This is a genomic window from Thermococcus sp. 21S7, from assembly GCF_012027615.1.
GTDB lineage: Archaea > Methanobacteriota_B > Thermococci > Thermococcales > Thermococcaceae > Thermococcus.
Map to the genome: position 1 here is coordinate 43369 of NZ_SNUT01000005.1, position 24378 is coordinate 67746.

The following is a 24378-nucleotide window of genomic DNA, read 5'->3' on the forward strand; positions in this document are numbered from 1 at the left end:
AGGAGCTGGTCAATAACTAAGCCTCAGGGTGTAGCTCAAACAGTCCAGCACCTCCGACGTCATGAACATGTCCGGGAAGTTCCGGGAGGGCTCTATCGTGGAGGTTTTCACTCCCAGGAGCCGGGTCAGAAGGTTAAACACCGCATCGTCCCGAACATCCTCAGAAAACCTTCTCCTTGCCACCTGGCGGTAGAGAGCGTAACCGAGCCTGAACAATCTATGGGTAAATGGATATTTCCCGAGCCAAGCACTCCTGAACGAAACAAGCAAGTCCTTGGGAAAATCCCCCCACCTCCCTCGTTCCCAGCGGAGAACGATATTGGGGGTGTTGTCAGCCAAAACAGGAAGCAACCTCCCTGCGTTCTCTATATACTTCCTGCTCCACTGCGAGGCATAGATAAAAGCGGCGATGCCAAATGCGTAGGCTCCAGTAAGATAATAAGCGAACATAAGCCCGCTTCTTGACCAGTCAAATCTGCCATCGGATTTTTGAACCCGTGAAAGCCAATCAACGCCCCGAAGGAGGCATTTCTCAAGCCATTTTTCCCGGGTCACCGCGTGAATCTTCGAAAGGTAGTACAGGGTAACACCCTGATAATGAATGCACGGCACGTTGAGGGGGTACTTCTCGGATCCCGAGTTCACCGTGTACGGGAACGAACCATCTGCCTCCTGGAATCTGCAGACCCTTTTCGCGGCCCGCAGTGCTCCCTCCAGAGCAGCCTTGTCCCCGGTGGAATCGTGATACTGTGCCAGAAAAGCCCCACAGGTAGCATCAACGTTGAGGTAATCGGCGGTGTAAAGCGTGGACTTGCGAAAGTAGCCCTCCTCAATCTCATTTAGAAGAACAAAATCCCTGGCCCTCTTTAGAGATGCCCTCACCCTCTCCCCCATCTCCTCCCGGAGGTACGGGAGCGCCATCAGGAGCGCTTCTCCCACGAAGGACGTTACAAGGGCCGACTCCTGATTGTAATTTGGATGTATCTCGTTCCATGACCCGCTCGAATTCTGCCTCGACAGAAGAAAGTTCACGAGTTTGGTTATCAAATCCGCCCTTTCGCCCCCATACAGCCTGATAACAGCCTTCAGGTACTCCGCAGTAACCCGGTTTCTGATTACGTCAAAAACCGGATCCTCAATGTAAGCCATACTATCATTGACTACGAGATGCCGCGTCGCCTCGTTGAGCAACGAATGAACGTATCCGTTAAGTCCCTCCACCATCAGCACCCCTCACCAGATTTAGAACTTTTAAAAACCTCCGGGCGGAGTTTTCACGACTGTATTTGGATATGTACTTCAGCCCCCTAACGGCCATTTTCCGGCCGTTGGAATTTGCGAGCCGCTTAATGCACAGGGCCACTTCCCGGGGCGTTCTTCCAACACATCCCGCCCCGCTCTCTCTGGCAACCCTTTCGATTTCCCCGTAGCCAACGCCAACGAACGGAAGGCCGCACGCGAGGTACTCGTATATCTTTGAGGGCACCGCGTACTTTAAGCTTTCATCGGCCTTTATGGGGGCAACCCCTATACTGGAGGAACAGAGCAGCCCAACCACCTCTTCCCTAGGGAGCATCCCAACGTATTCAACCCATCCGGACAGCCCGAGTTCTTCAGCCTTTGCCAGCACATCCCGGAGCGTTTCGCCACCGCCGGCAAGGATCAGGGGCATCCTGTTCTCCTCATCAACCATGGCGTATCCTTCCAGGAAAGTGTCGAAGTCCTGAGCATGTCCGAAGTACCCGGCATAGACCATCCGCGGATTCCGACGGGCGGCACCGCATTTGAAGACGCTGAGATCAACGCCGTTGGATACAACATGACATTTTGAAGCCTCCATCCCGTAAGTCTCCGATAGCTGCCTTCGTATCCTCGGAGTCACGGTTGTCACGGCATCCGCGGAAGTCAAAGCCTTGGACTCCATGAACCTAAAAACCCGTTCAACAACGCCGCCCCGCTTTATGAAGCCGAGGCTAACACTAACATCCAAAAACAGATCCCTGACATCAACTACAACCTTTTTTTTCAAAAGTTTCGCTATCAAAGCCACGAGATACATCTGGGGAGGGGGCGAGGTGACAAGAACCACATCCACGAGTTCCCTGTTTAAAACCAGCCATATACTGGCCAGGATTGGAAAGACCGTGTAATACAGCGCCCTCCCAATATTCGAGGCATTTTCCAGAGGCTGATAAGTAAAAAGCCTGATTACATCCCCGTTTCGTTCATGCAGCATTAATTTCCTTGGAAAACTACCGAAAGGATACGTTTCAATCGCGGATACAACCGTCACATTAACCCCAAACGCAGTTAGATACTTGTACAAATCGCCCATACGAGACGCGTTTCCCCCCTTCTCCGGAGGAAAAGCCTGGGTAAATATGACAAGGCCGTACCCACGGGCCACATCCTTCATTAATTATACCTCCCGAAGGTTATCATCCCAGCAAGAATATAAGGGTTATCTCCAATCGCACTACATTTTTAAACCCCGCCGGAAAGCCCCTATTAGGTGACCCAAATGAACGGCACACTCATCGCAGTCATCGCCGGCATCGCCGCATTCTGGGTGATCCTCTACGCCCTCTTCGGTAGAAGGGAGGAGAAGGAAGAGGGCCTGACCGTTGACCTGTTCATCGCAATGTGGAGAACGAAGAGGCTGCTTGGGCTTATAGACAGCCTCGCAGGGAAGGCCAAACGCTTCTGGAGGGTCTACGCGGATGTTGGAATAGTCCTCGGATTTGCCGGAATGGCCTACGTCTTCTACGCACTTCTCAAGACCGCAATGAGAACCATCCAAACCGGCGGCGAACAGTCGGGGGTCCAGCTCGTCATTCCCGGCGTCACGATCCCCCTCTGGTACGGCCTCATAGCCCTCGCCGTCGTCATGATAGTCCATGAGCTGAGCCACGGGGTGGTTGCCAGGGCCGAGAACCTGCCGCTGAAATCGGTGGGCCTGGTTCTCCTCGCGGTCATTCCAGGAGCTTTCGTCGAGCCGGACGAGGAGGAGCTTGAGAAGGCCCCGCTCCGCTCAAGGTTGAGGGTTTACGGCGCCGGCTCCCTTGCGAACGTCGTAACCGCCCTGATAGCCCTCCTCATAGTGAACCTCGCCATAACGCCCGTTCTCCAGCCCGCGGGAATCCTCGTTTCCGGGGTTATTGAGGACGGCCCAGCTTTCGGCGTTCTCCAGCAGGGAGACGTTATAATCGCAATGGACGGGGAAGGGATAATGGACATAGGGAGCTTCATGAGATTCATGAACACCACAAGACCCGGCCAAATCGTGACGCTCACAGTCCTGCGCAACGGGGAGGAGCTGAACCTCCGGCTGAAGCTCGGCGCGCACCCGGACAACCCGGAGAAGGGCTACATCGGCATATATCCATCCCAGCACGTAACCTCAAAGATCGGCCACGAGAACGTAGTACTCCCTCTGTTCTTCACGTTCTACTGGATATACGTGCTCAACCTCGGAATCGGGCTGATGAACCTCTTCCCGCTGGTGCCCCTCGACGGAGGGAGGATGCTGGACGACGTGGTTAAGGCGTACCTTCCGGAGAGCGTCGCAAAGCCCGTGAGGTACTTCACGATAGGCGTCGGCCTGTTCCTGCTGGCTCTCAACCTGTGGCCCGCGCTGGCGAACCTGGTCGGCTGATTCCAGCCCGGCGAGACAAATCCTTTCTTTTTTGAAGGTTTTCCATCCACTGCAGGTTGTTGTGCACGGCATGCAGCAACACCGCACGCATCCACTCCCGCCGAACCAACCTTTTTAAATCGTGTTCCGACCTTTCCCCGGTGAGGTCATGAAGTGTTCCAAGTGCGGTCGCCCAGCCGTCTACCACGCGCGCTACACCGGACGGTACTACTGCCACAAACACTTCAACGAGATGGTCGAGAAGAAGTTCAAGGAGACCGTGAAGAGGTACCGCCTCATCGGGAAGGGCGAGAGGATAGCGGTTGGAGTCAGCGGTGGAAAGGACAGCGTCGTCCTCATGCACCTTTTGGCTAAACTCCGCGAGAAGTTCCCCTTCGAGCTGGTCGCGGTAACGATTGACGAGGGCATAGCAGGCTACAGGCCTCCAAGCGTTGAGATAGCCAGGAGAAACGCGGAGAAGCTTGGGGTAGAGCACCGCGTTTATTCATTCAAGGAATACATCGGGTTCACCCTCGACGAGACCGTTGAGATAATGGGGAGCTTTGAAAAGGGCGAGCGCGTCGGTGCCTGCTCCTACTGCGGCGTCTGGAGGCGCTGGCTCCTCAACTACGCGGCGAAGGACGTCGGGGCCGACAAGTTGGCTGTAGGCCACAACTTGGATGACGAAGTCCAGATGTTCATAATGAACGTTCTGAGGGGAGACGTAGCACGCCTGGGCAGAACCGGGCCGTACTACGAGGAAATCCACCCGGAACTTGTCCCGAGGATAAAACCCCTCCGCGAGATTCCGGAGAAGGAGATAGTCCTCTACGCGGTTCTGAACAGCATAGAGGTGGACTTCAGCGAGTGCCCCTACGCGGTCGAGGCCTTCAGAGCGGAAATCCGCGACTGGCTCAACGAGATGGAGGAGAGGCACCCTGGGACAAAGTACCAGGTTCTCAGGAGCTACGACAAGCTCTTCCCGCTGATAGCGAAGACCTACACGAAGAGGACGAGCGAGCTGAACCGCTGTAAGATATGCGGCCAGCCAACGACGGGGGAGATATGCAAGGCCTGCCAGTTCCGCCTCCAGGTCGAGAGGAAGGCGAGGGAGAAGGGGATGACGTTCAGGGTTGGGTAGCAAGGGTTAAGGAGACAAAGCTCAGTGAGTCTACTACCTCTCTTGCAAGCCTCGCCGTCCACAGCGAGTTCTCTTGTATTTAATATCAATTAAGTAGCATAAAACGATAGCTTTTTATCCTACTATGATGAACTACACTGGGTGCGGGTATGGAGGAAAAACTTGTGGAAAGCATTGTGAGAAGGACTATTGAAACAGCCGAGGCAAGGCTTAGAAAGTACGTGTTTACCCCAACTGGAGAAAAAAGACCTGAAAGGAAACCCCTCATAGAGCTTGAAGAGGAAGTCGAGTTATTCCTCAAAACCCGGGAGAACAAACTTTTGGTTCTTTATGGTCTTCGTGGTGTTGGAAAAACTACCATGCTTGCTCAGACCTATTTCAAGCTTCTCCCCCAAATTCCCAGGGAGAGACTTGTTTACGTCTCCCTCGACAAGCTCCGTCCGTTGGGAATAAGTCTGAATGACTTTGTTCAAGCCTACGAGCGTCTCCTCGGTGAAAGGATTGAAGAGCTGAGCCGGCCGACTTTCCTATTCGTTGATGAAGCCCACTATGATGAGAACTTCGGGATTACCGTGAAGGACCTTTACGACTCCGCAAGTAATCTCATGATTGTGGTTACTGGGTCCTCTTCGCTCCCCCTCAAGCTTGACCCCGACTTGATGAGGAGGGCCAAGAAGCTTAGAGTACCACCCCTTACATTCACCGAGTACCTGCTCCTCAAGCGGGGCATTCAAATCCCCGAAGAACTCAGTAAGGCTTTAAAGCTGGCATTTCTCAACTGTGATTTCTCAGGAATTGAGGAGAAGCTTGGGGGAGTACTGCTAAAGTTCACTGAAAAAGACGTTGAAGATTACCTCATTCAAGGCTCGCTGCCCATTTACCTTACCTCCAGGAATCCACTCGAAGATGCTTATGAAGTACTGAGAAAGGTTGTTGAAGTTGATTTAGTGCGCGAGGGTCTCTCTGAGACGACACGGGAAAAGGCCCTTGGCCTGTTACTCCTTCTTGCTTCCGGTGAAAGCTTGGCGTACGATGACCTGAGCTCAACTTTGGGGCTCGCCAAGGCGACTGTGGAAAAGATGATTGAGAAGCTTGAGGACCTTGAAGTCATCTTTCCAGTGAGGGCCTATGGTTCTTTGGGTAAAGTCGCTCGAAAGACTCCAAAGTATAAGTTTCTGGCACCAATGCTCAGGAGCGCGGTGCTTTACGAGTTTGGACTCTTTGAAAGGGATTCAAAAACGCTCGGCATGCTTCTTGAGGATGCCGTAGCACTTTATCTTCACCTGCTTGCTAAGGAGAAGAAGTTGGGGCTTCACTATGATGCCCAAAGGGGCGGTGCGGACTTTATCTTGAAGGGGCACGCGGGGGGAGTCGTGGTCGAGGTCGGCTGGGGAAGGAAGAGCGTCCGTCAGGTCGTCAAGACCATGAAGAAGACGGGATTAACCTGCGGCCTCGTGGTCTATAACGGGCCTTTGAAGAAGAAGGGCGGTGTATGGTTTGTGCCAAGGGAGCTCCTCCTACTGATGCTCTGATATCTTCCTTTGAACGCTCTGGAGGTTCCTCCTTGATTATCGAGACGGCGGTGCCCTTTGAGGAGCTGGAGGAGATAAGGGGGAAGAGCGGGGCCAGCGTCAGGCTGACCCTCCTCGAAACCCTTGAGAGGAACGGGATAGTCCTCAATCGGGTTCTCGTGGAAGGCCCCCTGGAGGAAGTCGAGCGCTTCATGGAGAAGCTCCGCCTGGCGAGGGCGGGCGGCTAACTCTGCACTCCAGAGAAACTTCACGTTATAAATAGACGAAGCGCCAAGGGGATACCGGTGGTGAGAATGGAGGACATGAAAGAGCTCAAGAGCGTCCTTGAGAGGGTGGAGGGCAAGCTCATAGCGGCGGGCAGCATATACGCGGCCATGAACTTTGTCTACTGGCTCCTTGCGATGTCCCTTTTCTACGTCGTGAGCGGTGCCGTGGAGCTGCCTGGAACCCTGGCCGCGCTGTACTGGGGTGCCGCAATACTCGCGGGCTTCTGGGTGACGGGGACTGTCTTCAAAAGGCTCGCCGATCTCTACGCTGCATCAGGGAAGGGCACCGGGGGTTTCCCCCTGTGGAAAATCGCAGTCCCGTGGGGCGTTGGGTCGGTGGTTGGATGGTGGGCGGTCCCGGCAGCCCTTGACGCCTCCCCGGACGTCAGGTTCGCGGTGGGACTTCTCTCCTTCATAGCCGTATCCCTCCTAGGCCAGTGGGCGCTCGTGACGAGGGACATGGAGTCGATGCCTTCGTTCCTCGTGCCGCTGATGGCCGTGCCCCTGGCGTTCACGATGAAAGCCGGCGCCTCAAGCTGGGCGGGATTCGCGGTGGCGACTGGCTTTTCACTGACGGTACTGCTCTACCTCCACTCGGCATTCAGGGCAATAGAGCGGTGATACGATGGAACCGCTGAGGGAGCTGACGAAGAACCACGTCCTCGGAAACCCCGTGAGGTTAGGAATCATGCTCTACCTGCTTCCCCGGGGAAGGGTGCTCTTCCGGGACCTCCTGAAGGTTCTGGAGGTAACGCCGGGCAACCTTGACTCGCACCTTAAGGCCCTCGAAAAGGCGGAGTACATTGAAATCTACAAGGTCTTCGCGGACAGGCCGAGAACCGCCGTCAGGATAACGGAAAGGGGAGTCAAGGAAACCGGGGGTTATCTGAGGACTCTGAAGGAGGCGCTATCACTCATTCCCCCGAAGGACTGAACGGATAGCCCTTCTTCGTGACCATCCAGAGGCCGAAGAGGGCCCCCAGCTGTTCCATCAGGACGTCCCTTACCTTGTTCCGCATCGTCTCCTTCAGTATGCCCTCCGTGAAGTGGCTCCCGAACCACTCGGCTATCTCCCAGCCCACGCCGAGTACCAGCAGGAGCGCGAAGGAATAGAGGAGCAACCTTCTCCACGGCATTCCACTGAAGAGCCTCCGGAGGATGCTCACGAGGAAGAGCCAGAGGACGAGTCCCCCCAGAGAGTGGCTTATCATGTCCACGTTCCGGCAGGCGACGTTGAAGAGGTCCACATTCGTGAACGGGACGTTTACGAGGGACGCATGAACGGCAAGGAAAACCGATGTTATGGCGGTGATGCCCCCGCTGTAGAAGGGGCTGAGAAGGGCCCCGAGGGTTCCATCCGGCCGTTTGTACTTCCGGGGAAGCCACAGAACGGCGAGAAGGTAGGCCATCATCCACGAAGTCCGCAGTATGTGGTCGAGCCGCCGATAATATATCCCCGTGAAGAATCCGATGAAAAGCACGAGCAGTGATGCCAGAACGACCCGTTCTTCCCGGTTTATATCCACCACCAGCCCTGGGCGATTTTCAAACTACTTAAGCCTTTCGATGCTCCGATTTGGATTCCTCCTCGGCCTTTCTCCTCAGCTCCTTCATGCGCTCTATCCGGTACTCCTCCACGAGGCGGAGGAGCCTCTCTGCCTCCCTCTCGCGGTCTTCCTCCTCCCACCCCGCCAGCAGTTCCTCAATTGCCCTTTCAAGGGTCTCCCTCTCAACGACGGCGAACTCGTCAACCCTCTTGACGTCCAGCTCCTCGCTCGTGAAGAATGGCAGGTGGGCCTCCCGGAGGACTTCCCTCACAGGCCCCGGAAGGGGCTTCTCGGTGATCAGGGCGCGTATCCCCTTCCCAACCAGCTCCTCGGCTATACTCCTGCCCGCGCCGGCGGGGTTTACGACGAAGAGAACGTCCCCCCGCTTGATTCCTATTTCACGTTCCAGCCTCTGGAGTTCGCGCCAGCTGAGGACGTTCATGACCTTGAGGGGAACCGCGCTGCCGCGTATCTCCACCACGTTCATCCTTTTAACCTGAACGAGGTCGCGGCTCAGCCTTTCAATGACTGCCTTGGCCTCCTTCAGCTGTTTTTCGAGGATTTCGATGCGCTTCACCTTCGCCTCCAGCTCCCTCTCGCGGAGAACCTTCCTCCTAATCTCCTCGTCGTAGTCAACCAGCTTTCTCTCAAGCCGGCCGATTACCCTCTTCTGCTCCTTTATGACCTCCCTCAGCTCAGCGTTCTCCCTCTCAAGGAACTCTATCCTCCTCTCCAGCTCACGGATGCGCCTTATATACGGCCTCACGTCCACCCCCGGCCCCTCTTCAGGCCTCTCTTCCTCCTTCGGCCTCTCGCGCAGTGTAACGCGCTGCATGGCCTCACCGAGGTTGTAGCCCTGAATGACCAAAGCTTTGACCTCGTCGGCCTTCCTCGTGAGCCCAGCCTCACGGAGCTTTGCTTCCACATGTTCAAGCTTGGGCTTCAGGCGAAGGTAAGCCTTGTAGGCGGCAGCCAGGGCATCTCGCTGATGGTCGTCGTCGACGCTTATCCCCAGGTTCCGCAGGAGTTCGTTCTTCTCCTCAACCCGGAGGCTCTCCCTGGGGACGAAAAGGTTGGCCTTGAAGGAACGGGCAATTTTTTCGACGAATCCGGGGGCGGGGTTTACATCGGTGGCAACGACAACGGGATGACCGACGTCGCTTATGAAGCGGAAGACCTCGCCGACAGGCATGTTCCTCTCGCTGTGGAGGGCGACTATCCTTCCGTTCAGGTCTATCGCAGCTATGCCCACGGTTATCCCCGGGTCTATTCCCACTATGATGCTCCTCCTCTCGCGTATCGCCTCCTCGCCCCTCAGGGGGGCGAAGCCAAGTTCGGCCCTCTCAACCGGCTGAATCCTCACCTCGACGTCCCCGCCGCGGGTGGGCTTTATCAGTCCGGCGAGTTCTTCCCTTCGGGCGTAGACCTTGAACTCCCCCTTGGCCAGGCCGTAGTCCTTCTCCTCGGTCTCAAGATCGAAGGGTATCTCAGCTCTCCTCAGTCTGTCCTCTATCTCCCTCACCTTATCGCGGACGAGGTTGTGAACGCGCTTCCTGTACCTGTCCTGGCTCCAGCCGCCCTTGCCGTGGCTCCTGCCCCGGGTTACCTTGATTATCACCTCGTCCTCAAATGCCAGAACCTCGTAGCCAACCCCCTTGCTGGCCAGCAGGGCGGAGAGCTTGGCCTCCTCATAGGGGTCGAAGCGATCCCCTGTTCGTATCCCGTGCTCTCTCGCGAGGCTTTGAAGGCTTCTCTGTTCACCCGGACGGCCGGTCACCTGGACGAGCTTCGTCCCGCTCGGGAGGGCGCGGAGAAACTTTCTGAGATCGTCTCCAAGCTCGGTGACGCTGTCCATGGCCACCATATCCGGTCTCTTGGACTGGATGAAGCGGATCAAGCGATACAGGGTGAACTCACCCTTTCTCTCAAGCCTGCCGTTGAACCAGCTCACGACGGCGAACCTCTTGGGGTTCTCGCTCACCACGTCGATTCCCAGGATTAGAATGGATCCCACCTCAGGGTTATGGTCAGCCTACACTTTTAAAGTATTACCAAAAGATTATTTATGTCCATGAACATAATAAATAAGGAGGTGACGACGATGAAGATGCGGATTATCTTCGACAAGGAGTATGACATCCTAGAAGGCGTCTACAAGGTCAGTGTGCGCTCCATCGACCTCGACGACGAACTGAAGGCCGTCATTGACGGCATAGAACCGGTCATAAAGGTCAACGGGACGGAGCTGACCCTCAAGGACCTCCTTGAAAGAACCTTCGAGGGCGCCTCAAGGGAGGAGGCGGAAAAGACGATGAGCCAGATAAGGAGCGCCCTGGTGGAATCCTTCAGCTCCCTGATAGCCCGTTTCAAGGAAGCCCAGAGCTTCAACGGCTCCGTCGTCCATGAGATTGACTTCAACGAGCTTTAATCACACCCGCAATGGAAGCCTTCACCGCCACTAAAATCGCTTTTCTTATCGTTTCAAGGGCCATTGAAGGCCGCGGTTTCTCCAGGGCCTGCTCGTGGCTAAAGGGAACGTGGATGAAGCCGGCCTTGGTTTCCATTCCTGCCACGGCTATCGTGTGCAGGGCCGTGAACATTGCAGTATTGCAGACGTAGGTTCCCGCGGTGTTGGAGATTCCAGCGGGAATTTTCTCCTCCCTCAAAGCCCCCACGATGGCCTTTATCGGAAGTGTTGCGAAGTATGCCGCCGGAGCACCCTCAAAGACCGGCTCGTCCTCCGGAGCAAATCCCTCGTTGTCGGGCATCGTTGAGTCCATGACGTTTATTGCAACGCGCTCGACGGTTACGTTCGGCCTCCCGCCGGCCTGACCGGTCAGGATTACAAGGTCAGGTTTCTCATCAATGATAATCCTCGGGAGAACCTTCCTGACGCCGTTGAAGGTCACAGGAAGCCTGCGTTTGATTATCGCTGCGCCATCCACCTCCCCAGGAAGCCCCGAAACGGCCTCCCAGGACGGGTTTATCTCCTCACCGCCGAAGGGTTCAAATCCCGTCACGAGCACTTTCATGGTACCACCGGAAAGGTTAGGTTTTTAGGTTTTAAAACGCACTCCCCCCGGTGGGTGAGAATGAGGTACGACGTTCTTATCATCGGCGGCGGGCCGGTTGGCAACTACCTCGCAAACCTGCTCGCGAGGGACTTCAGTGTGGCCGTTGTGGAGAGAAAGGGGGCCTTCGGGGGAAAGGCCTGCACCGGCATAATAGGTGCCGAGAACTATGAGAGGCTCGGCCTTCCGGAGGGCGCGGTTTTGAACAGGCTCCGCGGAGCGGTTTTCTACTCGCGAATACAGAGCTTCGAGATAGAGAGAAAATCGCCTCAAGCGTATCTCGTGGACAGAAAAGCTCTTGAGAGGTGGCTGGCCGAGAGGGCGGTTGGAAAGGGTGTGGATTACTACATGGCCACCACGTTCCTTGCCTTCAGGGACGGAAAGGCCGTCCTCCAGAGGCTCGGCGAGAGGATCGAGGTAGAGGCAGACTTCTACATCGGAGCCGACGGCGTGAACAGCACCGTAGCCAAGGCGATAGGTGTCCGGACGAAGGCGGAGTTTCTGAGCGGCTACGAGGCGGAGGTGGTGGGAGAATTCGACCCGGACTCCGTCGAAGTCTGGGTGAACAAGGATATAAACCCGGAGTTTTTCTTCTGGGTGGCCCCCGTGAGCGAGGATGTAGCCAGGGTCGGGACGTTCGGGAGCCCCGATGCCTTTCACAGGTTCCTGAAGGTAAGGATGCTGAAGCCAACTTCGGTAGTCGAGTTCAAAGCCGGAAGCGTCGGCTTCGGCGTGAGGAAGCCCTGGGTCAGGGGCAACGTGGCCCTCGTCGGCGATGCCGCGCTCCAGATTAAGCCCACCACCGCGGGAGGAATAGTATACGGGATGTACTGCGCCCACGTCCTCAGGAGGGCACTCCTAGATGGAAGGCTTGGGGACTACGAGAAGGGCTGCTCCTTCGTCAGGAAGCAGGTGAGCTTCGGGCTCAGGTTTAGGAAGCTCTTCCTCGGCATGAGTCAGGACGACATAGAAAAAGTCTTTGAGGTTCTCGGAAGTCCGGAGGCAAGGGAGGTAATAGAGGGCCAAGCTGACTTCGACGACCACGTGAAGACCGCGAAGGCAATCTTTAAGAGGCCGAAGCTCCTCGCAAGGCTGATAAAGATAAGCCCCGCCATAGTCAGAACCCTCCTGTGAGGTGATTTCATGGCAACGTGGAGAATGGGGCTTCAGGAGGAGTACCTCAGGGCGATAGCCGAGGGCAGGAAAAAGATCGAGGGGCGTCTGTACGACGAGAAGCGGCAGGGGATAAGGCCAGGGGACACGATAATCTTCGAGAACAGGCTGATGTGCGTGGTGAAGGACGTGAGGGTCTACTCCTCCTTCAGGGAGATGCTGGAGAAGGAAGGCATTGAGAACGTCCTGCCCGGCGTGGAGAGCATCGAGGAGGGCGTTAAGGTCTACAGGCGCTTTTATTCCGAGGAGAAGGAAAAGAAGTACGGGGTGGCGGCGATAGAGGTTGAACCTGTGGCGTGGATGGGGAACCACTTGAATGACTCCCAACCAAAAAGTTAAAGTCTCTTCCCCCATCTTAACATGGTGTGCGACATGAGAAAGAAGCTCCCAATAATTCTCCTTCTGGTTTTCATCATAGGTTCCATGTTGCCGCCCGCAGGAGCCGGTTCATTAAGGGGTAGGGGGGCGGAGCACTACATAAACGAATATCAGCTCCGAACCCTTAACCGTGCATGGAACACCGAAAGCGTCTCCGGGTGGGATGCCTTCAGGGAGAATGAGACGTTTTATCTTGCATGCCTCAAGGTCATAGCCCTCGCGCGGAGCGGCTATCCAAAGAACTCTACGGAGTTCAGGGGACTGGTTGAATGGATAAAGTCTAGGCAGAGCGGGGACGGTTCCTTTCCAGCGATAATAACCGACGATTATCCGAAGCCGGATTCGGAGTGGTTCTACTGGGAGCTCTCCAGACCAGCCGGAACCGGACTGGCTATTTTAGCCCTCCTTGAGGCGGGCGAAAGTCCCAGTTCCAAAGAGATAGAGAAGGCGGCCCAGTTCCTGCTGAAGAACGAGAGCGGGAACCACTGGGGGAGCGAGGTTTACATTTTCTGGGAGCGAACCGGCCTTCACAAACTCAACGAGTCGCCGAGCATCGTCGCCACGGCCTACGCAGTCACCGCCCTCTCAAGGCTCGGCCACAACGTCTCAAAGGAGTGGAAATGGCTGGAGGAGAGGCTAACACCGGAGAGGCTCGCGAATCCTTACTTGGACAATTTCTTCACAAGATTCATCTTTCCGATGCCCTACCGCGATATGAGGGCACCCTACGAAAGCGTAGTCCTGCCGTTGCTCTTTCTGAAGGAGGAGAACATGAGTCCACCGAAGGAGACGCTCGATTTCATCTCCTCCCTTCTCGAAAGGACTCAGTACCTCGGAAACGCAACGCTGAGGCTGGGCTTTAGAGGGATTACCAACTACACGGTTGAGGAGAGGATTTACACCGCAAACGGCTGGGAAACTGTCAGAACATGGAACGGAACCGGAAGAAGGGCCGAGATAAACGTCAGCCTGGGAACCGCCGACCAAGGAAGTCTCTTCCTGATACGCTCGGGGAAATCTCTCCTAGAAAACGAGTCTGGCTTCTTCAAAGGAGGGATGAAGCTCTACCCGAAGCTTCCGGAGGACTATATAACCTTCATTGGGAGCGGGTATAGAGAAAGGACTGTTTTCCAGTTCAGGGGCGGAGAGAACTATGCGGTGATTTATGCCCCCAAAATGGACGGCTCCTGGAACCACGATGTTTATTCGACGGCAATGGCACTTATATGGCTCCACATGGCAGACAGGGGCGATGGCACCAAAGAGGCCATAGAATTTCTCGAACTCGCGAGCCCCGGGGAATCCATGACCTTCGACGGCGATGCCTACGCGCTGATAGCCCTGAGCCTATACGGTGGAAAGTGGGAAAGCAACAGGCCCGGACCAGTGAATAATGAGCCAAGCGCCCAATCAGGGGTTTCATGGAGGCTGCCGGCGATTTTTGGGATAGGGCTTTTGATTGGGGCGCTCATTGGCTTTGCGGCCAGAAGAAAGAGTTAGGGACTAAAGGAATGGCCGACCAAGTTGGACCCCCACTCCTCAAACTCCTTTTCAATATATTCAAGAGCCCTCAAGACAGCCCTGTACTCCTCCTCACTCAGGATTCCACGGATTTTTTCGAGGACCCATGCGTTATCCTTCAAACCCCCTCACCCACGGAAGAATGGAAGTTGGGGTTTAAGGGAGTTGCGGAAAAGCATGTCATGTTAAGGTCAGTCTTGAAGATGGGGACATGATGATTGACGACAGAATTGAGATGCCTGTAATAAAGGGAACGAGGATCCAGTGTACTTTATCCTTGAACTCCTCGCCAACGGCTGGAGCTTCTTGAAAGCTACCAGCTAACGAAGAGGATATACTGGCGATCATTTAACACGGTTCCGTTCTATGGCCCCCAAAAAATCAGCCAAATTCTTCACGAAGCCTCTTTTCTATTGTTTCCAGCAGTTCTGGAGGAATATCTTCACCAGTCAATGCTTTGTAATATCCCCTAACCCAGTTCAAAGAGCTTTTAATAACCCGGTCTTCTTTGTCGGGATAACGACGGAGATATGCCCGCGCCCAATTGACGGTAATCTCAATCAGACCCTCGTACATCACCATCTCCTCTAAAAATTTCAAAAAATGTAAAAATCACAGATACCTCTCCTTCACCCACCTGATGAAGTAGTCCGGGTTCAGCTCCTCGCCGATGGCCTTCCTGAGGAGCTCCTTCGGCGGGTAGATGCTTCCCCAGAGGTGTATCTTCTCCCTCAGCCAGGCCTTGATTGGCTCGAACTCGGCCCTTGCAACCTTCTCCTCGAAGTCCGGGATGTCCTTCTTCATATGGTAGTAGAGCTGGGCCGAGAGGAGCGTTCCTATGCTGTAGGTCGGGAAGTAGCCTATCGTTCCGTGCGCCCAGTGGATGTCCTGGAGTATTCCCTCGCGGTAGGTCTTCGGCCTTATGCCGAGGAGGTTCTCCATCTCGTCGTTCCAGAGCTCTGGGAGGTCTCTGGCTTTAACACCCTCGTTGAGCATCATCCTCTCCAGCTTGAAGCGGAGGAGTATGTGGAAGTTGTAGGTGACGACGTCGGCCTCGGTTCGTATGAAGTCCGGGCGCACCATGTTGAAGTAGAGGTAGACGTCCTCCGGCGTGTACTTGGACATGAAGGGCAGGTTCTCACGAAGGGTCGGGTAGATTAGCCCGGCGAACTCCCTTGAGCGGCCGACTATGTTCTCCCAGAAGCGGCTCTGGCTCTCGTGGATTCCGAGGGAAACGCCGCCGGCTATGGGGGTGAAGGTGAAGCGCTCGTCCTGCTGGAGTTCGTAAAGGGCGTGACCGAACTCGTGGACGGTGCTGAGGACGGTCATCCTGAAGTCGTAGCCCTCGTAGCGCGTGGTTATCCTGACGTCCCTTATGCCGAACTCGGTTGTGAAGGGATGAGCCGAAACGTCGAGCCTTGAGCGAACGCCGAGCGGGAAGCCGAACTTTTCGAGTATCCAGCGGTTCACCTTCTCCATCCGGGCCTGCTCGTAGGTCTCCTTCTCAAGCGGGTGGCTCTGGGGAACCTTTCCTTCTTCCATTATCTTTTCGAGGAGCGGCTTGAGCTCCTTCTCAAGCTTGTCGAACATCCTTGTGACGTCCTTTGTCGTGGTTCCCTCCTCGAATAGGTCAAGTAAAGCGTCGTACGGCTCGTTCTCGTAGCCGAGGTAGTCGGCGGCGCGCTTTGCGAGGTCTATGATTCTGTCGAGCCAGGGTTCGAACTTGGAGTAGTCGTCGCTCTTCTTGGCCTCCTCCCAGGCCTTCGTTGCCTGGCTGGTGACCTCGCTCATCTCCCTGAGAAACTCGGGCGGGAATGAGCGGCTTATCCGTATGTTCCTGTCCAGAACGCGAACGACACCGCGCTCGTACTCGTTGAGCTCAAGCCCCTTGGCCTTTTCGACGAGCTCGATGAACTCCGGCTTGAGGAGGAACTCCTGGCTGAGAACGGAAAGCTCACCCTGGGCGACCGAGCGCTCAAGGATGCCCTCCCTTGGCATGTTGACCTCCATGTCCCAGCCGAGAACGCTCTGGGCATGGCCTATTGCCCAGATGCGCCTGTACCTCATGAGTATCTCCCTGACGGTCTCGTTTTGGAAGACGCTTTCCATGGAAACCACCCCGTATCACTTTGAAGAATTTTCGAGGGCAGTTCTTTTAATCTTTTCGATGGCCATCTAAACGGAGGGGTAGAAATCTATTACTTCAACCGGAAACGGCTTAAAGGGGGAAGCGTATGTCCGTGAAAGAACTAGTGCCGGTGATGACCATGGAACTCGACCTGGCTGTACTGGGCCACGTCTCGATAGACCACATCCGGTTTCCGGGGAGGGATGAGATACTCTACCCCGGCGGTGCGGCCGCGGCCGTGGCCACTTCGGCGGCCCTGGCCGGCGCGAGGGTTGGCCTGGTAACCAAAGTTGGAGAGGACTTTCCCGGGGAATGGCTCGAAAAGCTCGCCTCCGTCCTGGACGTTAAGGGCGTTCAAATCCTGCCCGGCAGGACGATTCACATATACATGATTTACCATGAGGATGGAAGTGTTGACGCTCCGGTTGACATGGGAGTTGCCCGCAACATGGGGGAGACCCCGATTCCGGAGGAGTACCTGAACGCTGAAATCTTCCACATAGCCCCAATTCCACCCGAGGAGCAGCTCAAGGCCCTGAAAAGGCTGGAGGGCAAAAGGGTAAGCCTGGACTTCAACCCGACCTACATCGAGGACTACGCCAGGAGAACCGGGCTGATGAGGGAGATAGTATCGCGGGTTGAGGTTCTCTTTCCAAACGAGAGGGAGGCCCTAACGATAACCGGGGCCCGGGACGTTAAAGGGGCCGCGGAAGTACTGTACGAATGGGGGGCGAAGCTGGTGGTGATAACGCGCGGCGAGAGGGGCGTTCTCGTCTACGACGGTGATTTCAGGGAGTTCCCGGCGCTTCCGATATCTCCCCACGAGATAGTCGACCCCACCGGTGCGGGGGACGCCTTTGCCGGGGGATTCCTGGCAGGGTTCGCGAAGGGGATGCCCCTCGGGGAGTGCGTGAGTCTCGGCCTTGGGCGCGCAAGGGAAGTTCTGAAAAAAACAGGAAGCTGGAGCGTTTAAGAGGTCGCGAGCCTGGCGAAGAGGTAGAGCACAACCAGAAGCAGCGCGGCCAGTGCGGTCACCTCCAGCCTCGGAAGCGCGGGGGAGAGCGTCGACATCAGCAGGTAGGTCGGGAAGGACATCGCAACCGCCGCGAGGAGGATGAGGTAGTGCTCCCTCGGGGCACGCTCCCTGTCGAGGTAGCCCATCTCAAGGGCAAGGAGGGCAAGCGCCATCACCACGAGGCCGTAGAGCCCCCCCGTCCTCGTGTAGATGAGGAAAGCCGCCGTCGCCAGGAGAAAGAGCGTGCCGATGAAATACCACTGGATCGCCATGAGGGCCAGCGGGATTAGGAGGAGGGTTCTGGAATCGACGGTTCCGAGGAGGATGAAGAGTGGAACCAGCGGTACGAGGGAGTAGAGCCTTCTCTTTACCTTCATAGACCCATCACCTCCGCTATCGCGGCCTTCAGGGGTTTTCTGACGTCCCAGTCAACGATGATGCCGTAGGCGGACATCCTCATGAGCATCGCGCGCCTCTGGAGCGTCAGCAGCTTCAGCGCAAGCTCCTCCTCTCTGCTCTTGGGCTCAACCGCCGTGTACGGGTTGGGGCTTATGACGACGACGTTGTATCCGTACTGAGCCATTATCCTGAGGGCGTCCCTGCTCTCCTCGGTCAGGAGGGGGGAGAAGTACAGCAGCTGGGCTCTGGCCGGGAAGCGCGCCTTTATGAGGTGCTCGACCTGGTAGGCTATCATGTTGTTTTTGTCCGGTCTGGCGGTGCTCAGAAAGTCGATGCATTTGAAGAAGTGCCTCTTACCGTAGTCAACGCGAATCCAGAGCGGAACCTCCTCGGACAGCAGGAGTCCAAAGCTCGTGCCGTTGTTGAGAGCGTTGAGCATGAGGGAAGCCGCGGCGCGGACGAGATGGTCGAAGACGAGACTCCCGGTGTAGGAGGCGTCCACTATGAAAACGACGTCGACCTTGCGCTCGCTCTCGTACTCGTTGGCCATTATCCTGCCGGTTCTGGCGGTGGCCTTCCAGTTGATTATCTTGAGCGGGTCGCCCGGCTGGTACTCCCTGACGGCGTGGAACTCAACCCCCTCCCCCACCCTCGGCGACGGGAGCGGGCCGACGGTTATCTTCGTTCCCTTGGTGGAGTACGGCGTGGGAACGTCGGTGATTATCGGAACGCCCACTATCTCGCTGTAAACCTCCACCGCCTTGTCAACCTTGAAGAAGCCGAAGGGGTCGCGGTAGCTCAGCCTCACCCAGTTGAACTCGTGGATTCCCCTCTTAACACGAACCCTGTACCTTATCTCCCTTTCCTCGCCGGGCTTAAGCGACAGAACGTGCTCTTTCTGTCCTTCCACGAGCTCCAGACCGGGCGGGAGGTCCTCCGTGACCTTCAGGGTGGGTATCCTTTCGTGTGATTTGATTCTAAGGACTATCTCCAGCTCGGTCCCCTCAAGGAAGCGGTTGTGGGGGAGTACACGCTCTATCTCAACGTTCAGTGACGGTTTGAAGAAGAACACCGCCACGAAGAGGAGCCATATTATCGGAAGCGTCAGGTACACGAGTTCCCACCGCAGGAGGAGGAAGGCCATCATGATGATCAGCCAGAGGGCCAGGAGTATCTCCTCTGCCCTCTCCGTCGGGTGCATTTTTCCCGCAGGTTCTTCCTTCTCCCCAACCGGAACGGAGTGACCGTAGAGCGGGGGTTGGGCCTGCACCTTTTCACCTCACTCAAACTTGGGAACCGGGACGCGTTCAAGGAGTTTCGCCATTATACTCTCCTGGCTGACCTTCGTGTACCAGAGTTCCCTCTTGAGGATGAGCCTGTGGCTCAGCGCCGGAACGGCGACCGCTTTAACGTCGTCAGGGATGACGTAGTCCCTGCCTTCCAGGGCGGCATAGGCTCTGGAGAGCTTGAGAAGGGCGAGGCTTCCCCTGGGCGAGGCCCCAACCTCTATCTCCTTCCGGTCCTCCCTCGTCGCCAGGACTATATCGGTTATGTACTCCAGGATCGCGTCGCTGACGTAGACGTCCTCCACAGCCTTTTGCATCTCAACAACCTCGTCAGGGGTCAGAATTGGCGTTATGTCAACCTCCTCCCTCTTCCGGGCCATCCTCCTGCGGAGTATCTCTATCTCCTCGCCCCTGCTCGGGTAACCGACGCGAAGCCTGACGAGGAACCTGTCCAGCTGGGCCTCGGGAAGGGGGTAGGTGCCCTCCTGCTCTATCGGGTTCTGGGTGGCAAAGACTATGAACGGCTTCTCAAGTTCGTACGTGTTGCCCTCGATGGTGACCTGCCTCTCCTGCATGGCCTCCAGGAGAGCGCTCTGGGTCTTGGGTGGGGCGCGGTTTATCTCGTCCGCAAGGAGGATGTTCGTGAAGACGGGGCCCTTTTTGAACTCAAACTCAAGCGTTTTCTGATTGAAGATGCTGACGCCGAGTATGTCGCTGGGGAGAAGGTCCGGCGTGAACTGAACGCGCTTAAACCTCACACCCATGGCCGTGGCGAAGCTCTTCGCCATGAGCGTCTTGGCCAGTCCAGGCAGGTCTTCCAGGAGCACGTGGCCGTCCGCCAAAATCGTTGTCAGTATGAGCCTCAGCACCTCGTCCTTTCCGACTATCGCCTTCTTGACCTCCCCAAGAACGGCGTTACCCTTGGAGCTTACCTCCTCTATCTTCATTCAGATCCTCCTCCACGATTTTTAATGCCCTCTCAAGGTTATCGAGAAAGTCCCCCTCCGAACGGAGGGCCCTGAGGGCCTCGTTGGGCTCGGAAATGAGCGCGTGAAACGTTCGAGTGTAATCCTCGGAGAGGGTGGCGTATATCTCCGCTATCTTCTCCTCAAGGAGGGAGCGGGCGACCTTCCCACCCTTGGCGCGCTCTATGAGCGTTGCAACCCTCTCAACGTCGGTTTTCCGCTCGACCCGTTCCGGCTTCTCCCTTCCGGGAAGGGGCACGCGTATCTCGAATCCGAAGAGGAAAAAGGCCAGAAGGCCGCCCAGCGCCAGAACCGCGAGCCACCTGATCATGTACGAGCCGGCGATTACGGCGATGAGCAGCGGAACCGCGGCTATCGCAAGGGCGTAATTAAGCCTCATTCACACCCCTCCTCATCTCGCGGTAAACCTCAAGGGCCCTCCTGGCGTCGTCCCACGTTATTTTCTCGGGGGCGTATTTGGCCTTTTCGAAGAGCCGCGTCAGCTCGACGAAGGCATCGTGCATGTATTTAACGTGCCCCGCATGCTCCCAGTGCGTCCAGCTCTCCTGGTACGGCATCCCGAGGTACTCAAGCCAGAGGACGGCGTTCTTGTATATACCCACGATGGCCTCCCTCGGGTTCTCGAACATCTCAAGGCCGAGTTCGTCGAGTTTCCTGTCAAAGAGCTCGGCCCGGAGCCTCATTTCCCTGCGTTCCTTCTTCCGCAGATACGTCCGGTACTGAATCGCGGCGAGGTACCCAAAAACAGCTATGGCAACCAGGAGAAGGGCATAGAGAAGGTACTGCGAGGGCAGGGGCTGCCTGGTCGGACTCAGCGGGGTGCCGTTGTGATAGGAGGGGGACGGAACGGGCGCGGAGCCGTTCACGGAGGCGTTTAAGGCGGTGCTGTTGTTGGAGGGGATTTTTACAGCGGCATTCTCCCGAATCAGATACCACACGAGGGTGAAGCCGGACAGCCCCACGGCCAGCATAAGAGATCGGACGAAAAGGGTGAGACCGTCCGAATCAAGTCTCCGAAACGGGTCTCTCCATCCCAGAAATATACCGACGATAACGAACAGACCGACTATCGCGAGAATCATCAAGAGAACGCCCGCCCACTGGGCCTGACTGGCCCTTGAACTCTCCGAGGTGGCCGCGCTGTAGTTAATCATCAGCGCCATCAGTGAAAACAGCAGTCCAGAGAGGGCCAATAATTTTACCCTGGTGGACATCTTTATCAGTGGTTTTAGAGAGGGCAGGTTTAAAAACTTTTACCCCAAGGTAAAGGTGGGTGATGGAAGTGGAGAGGGTTCCGAAGCTTTACGTTGAGGCTCCCCCCGGGGAGTGCCTTGAGGGAAGAAAGGTCACAAAAGACTGCCTGGTCATGGGCGGGAACGTTGAGGTTTGGTTGAGGAAAGGCGAGACCGTACCGGACTTCATCGACATTGAAGAGGCCAAATTCCTGGCGAAGGAAGTCTACGACCGCTTTTACCTCTACGTCGACCGGATGGAGGGCAAAATGCTTGCGGATGCGGTTCTCGTCCTCCCGGATGGACGGACGAGGATATACCTGAGGAAGGACGACGAACTGCTCGTTCTCCCCGTCGAGGGATACACGAAAACTCTGATAGCCAACGTTGGAAACAGGGTGCGGACCGGCGATGCCTTTGCGGCGATAACGACCAGGAAGGGGGAAGTTCACTACCTCAAACCGCCGAAAACCGGAACGGTCGTGTTCATAGACGAGGTGACCAACAGGCCGCACTACGTTTACTACATACTCCCCGAGGAATGAGCATCCCTTCCCTTTGTACAAACCTTTATAAACCGGCGGGCCAACTCCCCCTGAAGCAATTTTGGAGTTGACGGAAATGAAGATTGAAGCTGGAGATTTTGTGGCATTTCACTACGTTGGAAGATTCGAGAACGGCGAAGTTTTCGATACAAGTTACGAGGACATTGCCAAGGAGAACGGGATATACGTGGAAGAGAGGGAGTACGGCCCCCTTGGCGTCAACGTTGGTGTTGGTGAGATTATCCCGGGCCTCGACGAGGCTCTGATTGGCATGGAGCTTGGAGAGAAGAAGACGGTCACGATACCGCCGGAAAAGGCCTACGGCATGCCCAACCCGGAGCTCGTCATCGACGTGGCAAAGACGGAGTTCTCAAACGTCGGCATAGAGCCCATTGAAGGTATGTACATCATGACCGACTCGGGAATCGCCAAGATAGCCAAAGTCGGCGAGGAGAAAGTTACCCTCGACTTCAACCACCCGCTGGCCGGAAAGACCCTGGTCTTCGAGGTAGAGATAGTGGAGATTCAAAAGGAAAAATCAGAGGCCGAATCCGCCCTGGATGTTCAGGGTTGAGACCGTCTGGAATATCCCAACGCCCATCACGACAAGGAGCAGGCTGTACTTGAGGCCTGCGGAGTATTTTCCTTCTCTTATAACTCCTATTCCGAGACCCGAGATAAGGGCCTGGATGGAAACAAAGGCAAGGAGTATAAGCCGTATCGTGTCCACGGGGAGGACTATAAAGCCGGAGCCAACGCTCTCCATCACCTGACACACCACCCCAAGGATCAGTGGGCCGATGAAGCCGCTGGTTATAATGAAGAACATCATCTGCATTCCAGTGGAGGCCTTCCTTTCCTGTTTGATTCTGAGTATCTCCCTGACGTCGTTTCCAACGTAGACCAGAACGTCGCTCATCGGGGCGCCCCTCTCAAGGGCCTCGATGATGATCATCATCGAGCGATAGATGACAGAGGATCTCTTGTTTCTTATCGCAAAGGCCTTGAGCGCATCCACCGTTGGCCTGCCCTTCTTTATTTCGGCGACTGTCTTCTTGAACTCGTCGGTCAGCGCCCCAAACTTCGCGGTGGTGAGTTCCTCCAGAGCCTCGGAGAAAGATATACCCGCACGGAGGGAGCTGGCAAGGTAAAAGAAGGCATCGGGAAGCATTTTTTCCATCTCATCGATGCGCTTGCTGACCCTCCAGTAGGGGTAGCCAAGGGCCATTCCGAGGAATACGGCGAGGAAGACGACCAGAGCGTAGAGGGCCTGACTCACAAACTCGACGAGGAGGGCAGATATGAGGCCCATCAAGAAGGATACGACCAGATACTCTGCCGCGAGGAAGTTGATGCCGGAAGCGTAAATGAAGAGCTCGTATCGTTTCATCCATCTTGCTGGGAGGAGTCTTTGAACGAGATTAACCATCCCGGATGATATTCCCGCCATTTATTATCACCTGGGCTCTCCCTTCTTTATCATGTTTATGATTATGAACGATACCCCCGGAAACGCGAACAGAAGTATCACAGCCAGAGCCTCGGGCTGCATCACCAGCCTCTGGTTCATTATGGATCCGGCGAGGATTCCCACGACGAACATGGTGGGCATGACTATCGTGAGGAACATGTATATGAAAGAGATTCCGTTGACCTTCTGAACATACTCCACGAGCTTCATTCTGTACTCGAAGGAAAAATCCTCCGCCATCTTATAGAGGATTTCCGAGAGGTTACCACCGAATTTGACGGCACGCAGTATCTGTTTAACGACCCTGCTAACGCTCTCCGAGGCCATCTTCTGCTCGAACTTGGTGAGGGCATCTTCAAAGGACGAGCCCGTTCTCATGTCCCTGAGAATGAGTTCAAATTCCTCCGAAATCGGCCCGTAGTCCGCCCTAGAGACTGATAGCATGGCCTCAGCTATGCCGACACCGGCGCTTATCAAGGACGCCATGTGTCTGAGTGCGTAGGGGAGCGCCCTCTCAACCTCAGTAACCCTGCGCTTCCAGACCATCTTAGGGTAATACCGCATGTACAGGAACCCACCCATGAATCCAAGTAACCCGGTCAGGATTACTATATCGGAAGGAAGATATATCAGATACGAGAACAACATCAGAAAAATGGCCGAAAATATCGACACAATGAGCATCGTCGCCACGTACTTCTCCTTCGAAATCATCATGTTCGCTCGGTACAGATCCTTATCCAGCCCCTTCAGAGAGTTCGTAATGGCCAGCACAGGCCCTTTAAAGTAGTGGAGTATGACCTCCGCAATTCTATCCGAGAATGAAGCCTGAATCTCCCGCTTTCTCCATTCTATTATCTCCTCCAGCTCCTGTTCGTGCTTCTCTTCCTTCTCCCGCTCAATTTCCATTTGAATCTCCTTAAGGGCCTTGAGCCTTTCTTGAACGCTCTTTCCGCTGGGGATTTTCTTGGCAGGTCTCTCCACAACCTCAACAGTTTTCCCACCGAGCCTCTCCAGAAAATGAATGATGCTGCCGACTACGTCCACCATCGT

Annotated in this window: 28 protein-coding genes; 13 read left to right on the forward strand and 15 right to left on the reverse strand. The window is 55.7% G+C overall.

The genetic code is table 11. The annotated features are described in order from the left end of the window. Positions 1-9: 9 nt before the first annotated feature. Positions 10-1224, reverse strand: coding sequence for a prenyltransferase/squalene oxidase repeat-containing protein (locus E3E51_RS08655; RefSeq protein ID WP_167912730.1), 1215 nt, complete (start codon positions 1222-1224; stop codon positions 10-12). After that, positions 1208-2416 carry a glycosyltransferase family 4 protein gene (locus tag E3E51_RS08660; protein ID WP_167912731.1) on the reverse strand — a complete coding sequence of 403 codons (1209 nt, stop codon included), beginning with the start codon at positions 2414-2416 and terminating at the stop codon, positions 1208-1210. The genes E3E51_RS08655 and E3E51_RS08660 overlap by 17 nt, the downstream gene beginning before the upstream one ends. Before the next feature lie 105 nt (positions 2417-2521). Between E3E51_RS08660 and E3E51_RS08665 the strand changes: the two genes are divergently transcribed. From E3E51_RS08665 to E3E51_RS08690, 6 genes are all read left to right on the forward strand, one after another. After that, complete coding sequence (locus E3E51_RS08665) at positions 2522-3655, forward strand: site-2 protease family protein (RefSeq protein ID WP_167912905.1); 1134 nt, start codon at positions 2522-2524, stop codon at positions 3653-3655. Positions 3656-3803: 148 nt separating this feature from the next. Then, a complete protein-coding gene (locus E3E51_RS08670) occupies positions 3804-4775 on the forward strand; it encodes a TIGR00269 family protein (RefSeq protein ID WP_167912732.1) in 972 nt (323 codons plus the stop codon). A gap of 149 nt (positions 4776-4924) precedes the next feature. Continuing rightward, a complete protein-coding gene (locus E3E51_RS08675) occupies positions 4925-6307 on the forward strand; it encodes an AAA family ATPase (protein ID WP_167912733.1) in 1383 nt (460 codons plus the stop codon). Positions 6308-6339: 32 nt separating this feature from the next. Then, on the forward strand, positions 6340-6534 hold the full coding sequence (locus E3E51_RS08680) for a TIGR04140 family protein (RefSeq protein ID WP_240924299.1): 195 nt from the start codon (positions 6340-6342) through the stop codon (positions 6532-6534). A 66-nt stretch (positions 6535-6600) separates the two neighbouring features. Continuing rightward, positions 6601-7194, forward strand: a complete 594-nt coding sequence (locus tag E3E51_RS08685; protein WP_167912735.1) for a hypothetical protein — start codon at positions 6601-6603, stop codon at positions 7192-7194. Between the two features lie 4 nt (positions 7195-7198). Then, a complete protein-coding gene (locus tag E3E51_RS08690) occupies positions 7199-7507 on the forward strand; it encodes a transcriptional regulator (RefSeq protein WP_167912736.1) in 309 nt (102 codons plus the stop codon). On the opposite strand, the gene E3E51_RS08695 is transcribed toward E3E51_RS08690, so the two are convergent. Together E3E51_RS08695 and E3E51_RS08700 are read right to left on the reverse strand one after the other, a co-directional pair. Further along, on the reverse strand, positions 7488-8102 hold the full coding sequence (locus E3E51_RS08695) for a hypothetical protein (protein WP_167912737.1): 615 nt from the start codon (positions 8100-8102) through the stop codon (positions 7488-7490). The two genes, E3E51_RS08690 and E3E51_RS08695, sit on opposite strands and share 20 nt — an antisense overlap. A gap of 25 nt (positions 8103-8127) precedes the next feature. Then, complete coding sequence (locus E3E51_RS08700; protein WP_167912738.1) at positions 8128-10134, reverse strand: DUF460 domain-containing protein; 2007 nt, start codon at positions 10132-10134, stop codon at positions 8128-8130. Between the two features lie 57 nt (positions 10135-10191). Between E3E51_RS08700 and E3E51_RS08705 the strand changes: the two genes are divergently transcribed. After that, complete coding sequence (locus tag E3E51_RS08705; protein WP_240924300.1) at positions 10192-10548, forward strand: hypothetical protein; 357 nt, start codon at positions 10192-10194, stop codon at positions 10546-10548. On the opposite strand, the gene pcp is transcribed toward E3E51_RS08705, so the two are convergent. Beyond that, complete coding sequence (pcp, locus tag E3E51_RS08710; RefSeq protein WP_167912739.1) at positions 10535-11152, reverse strand: pyroglutamyl-peptidase I; 618 nt, start codon at positions 11150-11152, stop codon at positions 10535-10537. The genes E3E51_RS08705 and pcp overlap by 14 nt on opposite strands. Positions 11153-11212: 60 nt before the next feature. Here pcp and E3E51_RS08715 point away from each other — a divergent pair, with 60 nt between their 5' ends. The 3 genes from E3E51_RS08715 to E3E51_RS08725 are packed head-to-tail and all read left to right on the forward strand — an operon-like array spanning position 11213 to position 14242. Further along, a complete protein-coding gene (locus E3E51_RS08715) occupies positions 11213-12325 on the forward strand; it encodes an NAD(P)/FAD-dependent oxidoreductase (RefSeq protein ID WP_167912740.1) in 1113 nt (370 codons plus the stop codon). A 9-nt stretch (positions 12326-12334) separates the two neighbouring features. After that, positions 12335-12703 (forward strand): ASCH domain-containing protein, encoded by a 369-nt coding sequence (locus E3E51_RS08720; protein ID WP_167912741.1) that lies wholly within the window; start codon positions 12335-12337, stop codon positions 12701-12703. Positions 12704-12736: 33 nt separating this feature from the next. Next, positions 12737-14242, forward strand: a complete 1506-nt coding sequence (locus tag E3E51_RS08725; RefSeq protein ID WP_206204534.1) for a prenyltransferase/squalene oxidase repeat-containing protein — start codon at positions 12737-12739, stop codon at positions 14240-14242. Here E3E51_RS08725 and E3E51_RS08730 read toward each other — a convergent pair. The 3 genes from E3E51_RS08730 to E3E51_RS08740 all read right to left on the reverse strand — a co-directional run bounded on the left by E3E51_RS08730 (position 14239) and on the right by E3E51_RS08740 (position 16372). Further along, positions 14239-14385 (reverse strand): hypothetical protein, encoded by a 147-nt coding sequence (locus E3E51_RS08730; protein WP_167912743.1) that lies wholly within the window; start codon positions 14383-14385, stop codon positions 14239-14241. The genes E3E51_RS08725 and E3E51_RS08730 overlap by 4 nt on opposite strands. 259 nt (positions 14386-14644) lie before the next feature. After that, on the reverse strand, positions 14645-14845 hold the full coding sequence (locus E3E51_RS08735; RefSeq protein ID WP_167912744.1) for a hypothetical protein: 201 nt from the start codon (positions 14843-14845) through the stop codon (positions 14645-14647). A gap of 30 nt (positions 14846-14875) precedes the next feature. After that, positions 14876-16372, reverse strand: coding sequence for a carboxypeptidase M32 (locus tag E3E51_RS08740; RefSeq protein WP_167912745.1), 1497 nt, complete (start codon positions 16370-16372; stop codon positions 14876-14878). A gap of 158 nt (positions 16373-16530) precedes the next feature. On the opposite strand from E3E51_RS08740, the gene E3E51_RS08745 reads away from it, so the two are divergent. Continuing rightward, on the forward strand, positions 16531-17364 hold the full coding sequence (locus E3E51_RS08745; protein ID WP_167912907.1) for a carbohydrate kinase family protein: 834 nt from the start codon (positions 16531-16533) through the stop codon (positions 17362-17364). On the opposite strand, the gene E3E51_RS08750 is transcribed toward E3E51_RS08745, so the two are convergent. From E3E51_RS08750 to E3E51_RS08770, 5 genes are all read right to left on the reverse strand, one after another. After that, positions 17361-17783, reverse strand: coding sequence for a hypothetical protein (locus E3E51_RS08750; RefSeq protein WP_167912746.1), 423 nt, complete (start codon positions 17781-17783; stop codon positions 17361-17363). The genes E3E51_RS08745 and E3E51_RS08750 overlap by 4 nt on opposite strands. Beyond that, entirely contained in the window at positions 17780-19006 is a 1227-nt protein-coding gene (locus E3E51_RS08755; RefSeq protein WP_167912908.1) for a DUF58 domain-containing protein, read from the reverse strand. Before E3E51_RS08755 ends, E3E51_RS08750 begins: the two co-directional genes overlap by 4 nt. A gap of 78 nt (positions 19007-19084) precedes the next feature. Then, a complete protein-coding gene (locus tag E3E51_RS08760) occupies positions 19085-20038 on the reverse strand; it encodes a MoxR family ATPase (RefSeq protein WP_167912747.1) in 954 nt (317 codons plus the stop codon). Continuing rightward, on the reverse strand, positions 20007-20456 hold the full coding sequence (locus tag E3E51_RS08765) for a hypothetical protein (RefSeq protein WP_167912748.1): 450 nt from the start codon (positions 20454-20456) through the stop codon (positions 20007-20009). Before E3E51_RS08765 ends, E3E51_RS08760 begins: the two co-directional genes overlap by 32 nt. Further along, the gene (locus tag E3E51_RS08770; protein WP_167912749.1) at positions 20446-21291 is read right to left on the reverse strand and encodes a DUF4129 domain-containing protein; all 846 of its coding nucleotides are present in this window, start codon (positions 21289-21291) and stop codon (positions 20446-20448) included. Before E3E51_RS08770 ends, E3E51_RS08765 begins: the two co-directional genes overlap by 11 nt. A gap of 68 nt (positions 21292-21359) precedes the next feature. Here E3E51_RS08770 and E3E51_RS08775 point away from each other — a divergent pair, with 68 nt between their 5' ends. Together E3E51_RS08775 and E3E51_RS08780 are read left to right on the forward strand one after the other, a co-directional pair. Continuing rightward, positions 21360-21854, forward strand: coding sequence for a DUF2118 domain-containing protein (locus E3E51_RS08775; protein WP_167912909.1), 495 nt, complete (start codon positions 21360-21362; stop codon positions 21852-21854). A 76-nt stretch (positions 21855-21930) separates the two neighbouring features. Continuing rightward, positions 21931-22428 (forward strand): peptidylprolyl isomerase, encoded by a 498-nt coding sequence (locus E3E51_RS08780; protein ID WP_167912750.1) that lies wholly within the window; start codon positions 21931-21933, stop codon positions 22426-22428. Here the strand turns inward: E3E51_RS08780 and E3E51_RS08785 are convergent. Further along, positions 22393-23304 (reverse strand): type II secretion system F family protein, encoded by a 912-nt coding sequence (locus tag E3E51_RS08785; RefSeq protein WP_167912751.1) that lies wholly within the window; start codon positions 23302-23304, stop codon positions 22393-22395. The two genes, E3E51_RS08780 and E3E51_RS08785, sit on opposite strands and share 36 nt — an antisense overlap. Positions 23305-23310: 6 nt before the next feature. Continuing rightward, entirely contained in the window at positions 23311-24372 is a 1062-nt protein-coding gene (locus E3E51_RS08790; RefSeq protein ID WP_167912910.1) for a type II secretion system F family protein, read from the reverse strand. Positions 24373-24378 lie beyond the last annotated feature (6 nt).

Bases quoted from the DNA above. Each gene is read 5' to 3' on its own strand.
- E3E51_RS08655 (WP_167912730.1), bottom strand. From the start codon at position 1,224: ATGGTGGAGGGACTTAACGGATACGTTCATTCGTTGCTCAACGAGGCG.
- E3E51_RS08660 (WP_167912731.1), bottom strand. From the start codon at position 2,416: ATGAAGGATGTGGCCCGTGGGTACGGCCTTGTCATATTTACCCAGGCT.
- E3E51_RS08665 (WP_167912905.1), top strand. From the start codon at position 2,522: ATGAACGGCACACTCATCGCAGTCATCGCCGGCATCGCCGCATTCTGG.
- E3E51_RS08670 (WP_167912732.1), top strand. From the start codon at position 3,804: ATGAAGTGTTCCAAGTGCGGTCGCCCAGCCGTCTACCACGCGCGCTAC.
- E3E51_RS08675 (WP_167912733.1), top strand. From the start codon at position 4,925: ATGGAGGAAAAACTTGTGGAAAGCATTGTGAGAAGGACTATTGAAACA.
- E3E51_RS08685 (WP_167912735.1), top strand. From the start codon at position 6,601: ATGGAGGACATGAAAGAGCTCAAGAGCGTCCTTGAGAGGGTGGAGGGC.
- E3E51_RS08690 (WP_167912736.1), top strand. From the start codon at position 7,199: ATGGAACCGCTGAGGGAGCTGACGAAGAACCACGTCCTCGGAAACCCC.
- E3E51_RS08705 (WP_240924300.1), top strand. From the start codon at position 10,192: ATGAACATAATAAATAAGGAGGTGACGACGATGAAGATGCGGATTATC.
- pcp (WP_167912739.1), bottom strand. From the start codon at position 11,152: ATGAAAGTGCTCGTGACGGGATTTGAACCCTTCGGCGGTGAGGAGATA.
- E3E51_RS08715 (WP_167912740.1), top strand. From the start codon at position 11,213: ATGAGGTACGACGTTCTTATCATCGGCGGCGGGCCGGTTGGCAACTAC.
- E3E51_RS08720 (WP_167912741.1), top strand. From the start codon at position 12,335: ATGGCAACGTGGAGAATGGGGCTTCAGGAGGAGTACCTCAGGGCGATA.
- E3E51_RS08725 (WP_206204534.1), top strand. From the start codon at position 12,737: ATGAGAAAGAAGCTCCCAATAATTCTCCTTCTGGTTTTCATCATAGGT.
- E3E51_RS08735 (WP_167912744.1), bottom strand. From the start codon at position 14,845: ATGGTGATGTACGAGGGTCTGATTGAGATTACCGTCAATTGGGCGCGG.
- E3E51_RS08740 (WP_167912745.1), bottom strand. From the start codon at position 16,372: ATGGAAAGCGTCTTCCAAAACGAGACCGTCAGGGAGATACTCATGAGG.
- E3E51_RS08745 (WP_167912907.1), top strand. From the start codon at position 16,531: ATGGAACTCGACCTGGCTGTACTGGGCCACGTCTCGATAGACCACATC.
- E3E51_RS08750 (WP_167912746.1), bottom strand. From the start codon at position 17,783: ATGAAGGTAAAGAGAAGGCTCTACTCCCTCGTACCGCTGGTTCCACTC.
- E3E51_RS08755 (WP_167912908.1), bottom strand. From the start codon at position 19,006: ATGCACCCGACGGAGAGGGCAGAGGAGATACTCCTGGCCCTCTGGCTG.
- E3E51_RS08760 (WP_167912747.1), bottom strand. From the start codon at position 20,038: ATGAAGATAGAGGAGGTAAGCTCCAAGGGTAACGCCGTTCTTGGGGAG.
- E3E51_RS08765 (WP_167912748.1), bottom strand. From the start codon at position 20,456: ATGAGGCTTAATTACGCCCTTGCGATAGCCGCGGTTCCGCTGCTCATC.
- E3E51_RS08770 (WP_167912749.1), bottom strand. From the start codon at position 21,291: ATGTCCACCAGGGTAAAATTATTGGCCCTCTCTGGACTGCTGTTTTCA.
- E3E51_RS08780 (WP_167912750.1), top strand. From the start codon at position 21,931: ATGAAGATTGAAGCTGGAGATTTTGTGGCATTTCACTACGTTGGAAGA.
- E3E51_RS08785 (WP_167912751.1), bottom strand. From the start codon at position 23,304: ATGGCGGGAATATCATCCGGGATGGTTAATCTCGTTCAAAGACTCCTC.